The organism is Dialister sp. CAG:357 (genome assembly GCF_000435155.1).
GTDB classification, from domain to species: Bacteria; Bacillota; Negativicutes; order Veillonellales; family Dialisteraceae; genus Dialister; species Dialister hominis.
The window spans coordinates 1-4472 of record NZ_FR896392.1 but is presented as its reverse complement, the minus strand read 5'-3'; the positions used below and the strand labels follow the sequence as shown (position 1 = coordinate 4472).

Here is a 4472-nt window from a genome sequence, read left to right as displayed (position 1 = left end):
TTTAAGTGTTCAACTTAATTATACAATCCGCCATAGAAAAGGAATCGTATATCAGGCGGAATGAGTACAGGTCCATCTACGTTGTCACCTCTGACGGGCCTGAACAAAGCCAGGTCCTGGGAAACGGATCCTACCGCGTGGCTGTTGATGATCTGATGTGGTCCTTGAAGCATGACAAGAAGGATCAGCATACATTCATCAAAAAGAATAATCAGACAAACCGCAGAAGCGAAATAGGACATTCACTTCCTCCATCCGTTCAGGAAAAACTTGATAAACTCAGAGGCAAAAAATAGACGGCAGTGCTTCCGGCTATGATCATGCACCATGTGAAACAATACATTGTATTTTTAACCGGGATTATAGTGTTGGTATTGACCCGCATGCAAGAGTAGTATAAAATAAAGGTTAATGTTAGGTTTATTATCTTAAGAAGGGCCGTGTCTGCTTTTAGGTATTGAAAAAGCGGATATAGAGGAGGATTTACAGTGAAGTACTTTTTGATCGGAACTACATTATTGGTATCTATTTTATTGATTGTCGTTGTTGTTGCCCAGGAATCCAAACAGCCGGGCATGGGTTCAGCTATCGGCGGCGGTGCTGAAGCAGTAGCAGGCGGCAAGACCAGGGGCAAGGATGCAGTTCTCTCTAAGTTTACTGTGGTATTTGGCATTATCTTTGCGGTGCTCTGCCTCGTACTTGGGAGATATATGAATACTTTCTGATTGATGAAAGGAGGCTTGCATAAACTGCAGGCCTTCTTTTTATTCACAGGGAAATATTCCGGCCTGGATAACGGATAAGCGAAGTATAAAGTGCGGTTTGGATAATTGGAGAGAAGAATGGAAAAGACAGAGAAACTAGTTTATAAGCCAGGCGTAACGCTTGAGGGGATTTATAAGGCATACAGTCCGCGTTTTGGTTTTCTCATTACAGATGATGACCATGAAGACGTATATATCGGGGAAGATAATCATCTGAACGCTGTTAATAATGACAAAGTCGAAGTGAAGACAATCAAGGGCGAGACCGGAAGGCATAATACGGAAGGCCGCATTACCCGTGTCATTGAAAGAGCAAATGATACGTTTGTATGCACGTATGAAATGCTGAAAGACGGCGGAGAGGCTGTGCCGATCGATGAAAAGGTCGATATGGTCATTGAAATTCCTGAAGGCCAGGAAATGGAAGCAACAACTGGCGCAAGGGTCATCGTTGAAGTAACGGAATGGCCGGGGAAATGGACGGATGCAAAGGGCCATGTCACGGAAGTTATCGGTTATGAAGGGGACAAGGGCCTTGATATCGATATCATCATTGCCCAGCACAGGCTGCCGCATGTATTCTCCGATGAACTCATGAAGGAAGCCGATGCGCTGCCGCGTGAAGTCGTTCCGGAAAATGGCGTAGCGGATTTCAGGGATCTTCCTATCGTTACCATCGACGGACCAGATTCCAAGGACCTTGATGATGCGGTATACTGTATCCGCAAGGAAAACGGTCATTTTGAACTGGGCGTTCATATTGCCGACGTATCCCGGTACGTGAAAAAGGGAATGCTCCTTGATGAGGAAGCTTACAGACGCGGAAACAGTGTGTACCTGGCAGACCGCGTAATTCCTATGCTCCCGTTCCAGCTGTCCAATGATCTTTGCAGTCTGAATCATGACGAAGACCGCTATGCGATGTCCTGTGTCATGGATGTGGATCAGAACGGAAATGTTCACACAGAGAAAATCACGCCATCCATGGTCCGCGTGGCACGCCGCTGCAATTATCCTGAAATAAACAAAGCATTCGAGGAAGGAATTGAACCGGATGATCTGAAACCGTTCCTCCCGATGCTGAAGGATCTTAAAGCCTGCGCTGACTGCCTGCGCAAAAACAGATCCGAGCGCGGCGCATTGAATTTCGATTTCCCTGAATACAAGGTAGTCCTCGATCTTGACGGAACGCCCCTGCGTATCGAAAAACGCATCAGAGGCGCTGCCGAGATGATGATTGAAGACGCTATGATTGCGGCCAACGAAGCTGTTGCACGTTTCCTTGAAAAGACAGGAAACACATCAGTATACAGAGTCCATGACCATCCGGATGAAGAAAAACTCAATGCACTGAAGCGGCTGGTATCCATTATGGGACTTCCCATTCATATTCCGGAAGATCCCACGCCAAAGGATATACAGAAGCTTCTTGAAAGTGTAGAAGGCGAAGATATTGAACCTGTCGTACAGGTAATGACACTCCGCTCACTGCCGCAGGCATGCTACAAGACGGAAAATGCCGGCCATTTCGGTATCGCAAGCAAGTGCTATACCCATTTCACTTCGCCGATCCGCAGATATCCTGACCTCATGGTTCACAGGCTGATCCGCCAGGCACTGAGCGAGCAGCTCAAGAAGAATCAGCTCAAAGCGCAGACAGATTTCCTGGTAAGAGCCTGCGACCACTGTTCTGAAACAGAGCAGAATGCAACACAGACTGAAAGAGATGTCGATGATCTGAAGATGACAGAATATATGATTCCTTTCGTAGGGGAACCATTTGATGCCCATATTACAGGCATCACACGTTTCGGTATATTTGTTGGACTTGATAATGGTGTTGAAGGTCTGATCCATATCGATACCATGGAAGATGATGAATACGTCTATCAGGAAGACAGCATGACGCTCAAAGGCCGTTTCTCCGGAAAGACATATTCCATGGGCATGCCCGTCAGGGTAACGCTGGTAAAAGCGGACAAGGAAAGAAAAGAAGTCGACTTCTTCATGGGAGAAATCCATTCACCGCTGAACCTTGAGAAAAAAGTCAGATCATCCTCGAAATCACATTCCAAAAAGGGAAAGAAAAACAAGAAATCAAAAGGAAGAAGGTAATCTGATAAGGATTACCAGATAAAATATCCAGGAGGCGAGTATGGACGGAAGCAAGAATGCACCGCCTATTGTGAGTAATCGGCAGGCGTATCATAATTATTTCATTCATGATACTTATGAATGCGGGATCGCGTTGACTGGGACAGAAGTAAAATCGATCCGGGCCGGAAAAGTAAACCTGAGGGACAGCTTTGCGAGAATCCAGAATGATGAAGTATATTTATGGAATGCGCATATCAGTCCGTATGAACAGGGAAATATATTCAACCATGATCCGCTTAGAACCAGGAAGCTGCTTCTGCATAAAAAAGAAATCATGAAAATTGAAATGCAGCTTAAGACAAAGGGATATACACTGATACCGCTTAAAATGTACTTCAGGCATGGAAAGGTCAAAGTGGAGATCGGAACTGCTACAGGCAAAAAGCTGTATGACAAGCGGCAGGATATGGCGGCAAAAGCTGCAAAGCGGGATTTAGACAGAAGAATTAAAGAACAGAGATATGACTAGAAGGGATTAGAAAATGGACGAAAACAATAACCGCAAAGGACATTCCTATACATCGAAAGGCCCTCGCGGGAAGCGCGATTTTTCCAAGCGCGGCCATGGGAAACCAGGATTCTCCGGCGGCAGGGGAGCAGGACACGGTAAAGACTTCAAGGACGGAAAAAGGGAATTCCGCAGGAAACTGGAACCCGGTGTTGAATTCATAGACAGAAAACTTGGGGTCGGCATTGTACGCAAGGTTTCCGAGGATGGAATCACCGTAGTCTTTGGCGATCTTGAAAAAGTCATTCCCCGCAGAAAACCTGAAGACAGGAAGCCGGGAGGAAGATTTGCCGATAAGGACAGAAGAGGAGGAAGATTCGAAAAGAGCGGCAGACCTCCGCTGAAGAGAACAAATGCGAAGGGCGAACCGATTGAGAAGAAAATATTCTCATTCGATCCGAGCGAAATGAAGCCCGCTCCGGTGAAGAAGGAAGAAAAGGATCAGCAGCTTCTCGGTCTCGTTGTCATTGATGATGTCTTGGGAAAGGGAACGGCCAGCCGTATTACTGAAAGAGGCACTTATGTGACCTATGAAGCCACGGGCGAACACGTTATGTATCCGACCGGACTTCCGCAGAAGCTCCTGCACTCTGCCTCTCCTTCCACTAAGAAAGCGAAGAAAGATGCATTGCCCAAGGGCAAGGGAAGAACGTATACAGTGCCGGAAGGGGAAACAAGGAAAGAGAAAGCGGCACCAAGCACGGGTTCTCCCAAAGAAACCAGACACGGAAATACCGTATACTTCGAACTTGGAATTGGAACACTTGTCCATTCTCCTCTTTATGGAAACGGAAAGATTTCTGAAATCGGCAGCGGCCGCCTGACAGTTGCTTTTGACAGCGGGGATCAGGAATTCAGATATCCGCAGGCATTTGCAGATGGTGAGATAGCAGTAATTACAGAAGACTAAATAAAAATACTGGCGCTAGATCCGGGCGCCAGTATTTTTTTACGAATTTGTAAAGGTTATGAAGGCAATAAAAAAGGGGATGTGACAAAATTCATCCCGACAAAAAGGGCTCTGCCCCGGATCATTTGGTCCG

General features: G+C 46.3%; 5 protein-coding genes. All 5 read left to right on the top strand.

The annotated features are described in order from the left end of the window. Positions 1-5: 5 nt before the first annotated feature. Positions 6-296 (top strand): NYN domain-containing protein, encoded by a 291-nt coding sequence (locus tag M3200_RS02830; RefSeq protein ID WP_288178098.1) that lies wholly within the window; start codon positions 6-8, stop codon positions 294-296. 192 nt (positions 297-488) lie between these two features. Then, positions 489-725, top strand: coding sequence for a preprotein translocase subunit SecG (gene secG, locus M3200_RS02825; RefSeq protein WP_022382024.1), 237 nt, complete (start codon positions 489-491; stop codon positions 723-725). Positions 726-842: 117 nt separating this feature from the next. After that, on the top strand, positions 843-2879 hold the full coding sequence (gene rnr, locus M3200_RS02820) for a ribonuclease R (RefSeq protein WP_022382023.1): 2037 nt from the start codon (positions 843-845) through the stop codon (positions 2877-2879). Positions 2880-2919: 40 nt separating this feature from the next. Continuing rightward, the gene (gene smpB / locus M3200_RS02815; protein ID WP_022382022.1) at positions 2920-3390 is read left to right on the top strand and encodes an SsrA-binding protein SmpB; all 471 of its coding nucleotides are present in this window, start codon (positions 2920-2922) and stop codon (positions 3388-3390) included. 13 nt (positions 3391-3403) lie between these two features. Beyond that, entirely contained in the window at positions 3404-4339 is a 936-nt protein-coding gene (locus M3200_RS02810) for a hypothetical protein (RefSeq protein ID WP_022382021.1), read from the top strand. Positions 4340-4472: the final 133 nt, after the last annotated feature.

What these genes read in the sequence shown, in the direction of transcription:
- M3200_RS02810 (WP_022382021.1), top strand. Translation starts at nt 3,404, where the DNA reads ATGGACGAAAACAATAACCGCAAAGGACATTCCTATACATCGAAAGGC.
- rnr (WP_022382023.1), top strand. Translation starts at nt 843, where the DNA reads ATGGAAAAGACAGAGAAACTAGTTTATAAGCCAGGCGTAACGCTTGAG.
- smpB (WP_022382022.1), top strand. Translation starts at nt 2,920, where the DNA reads ATGGACGGAAGCAAGAATGCACCGCCTATTGTGAGTAATCGGCAGGCG.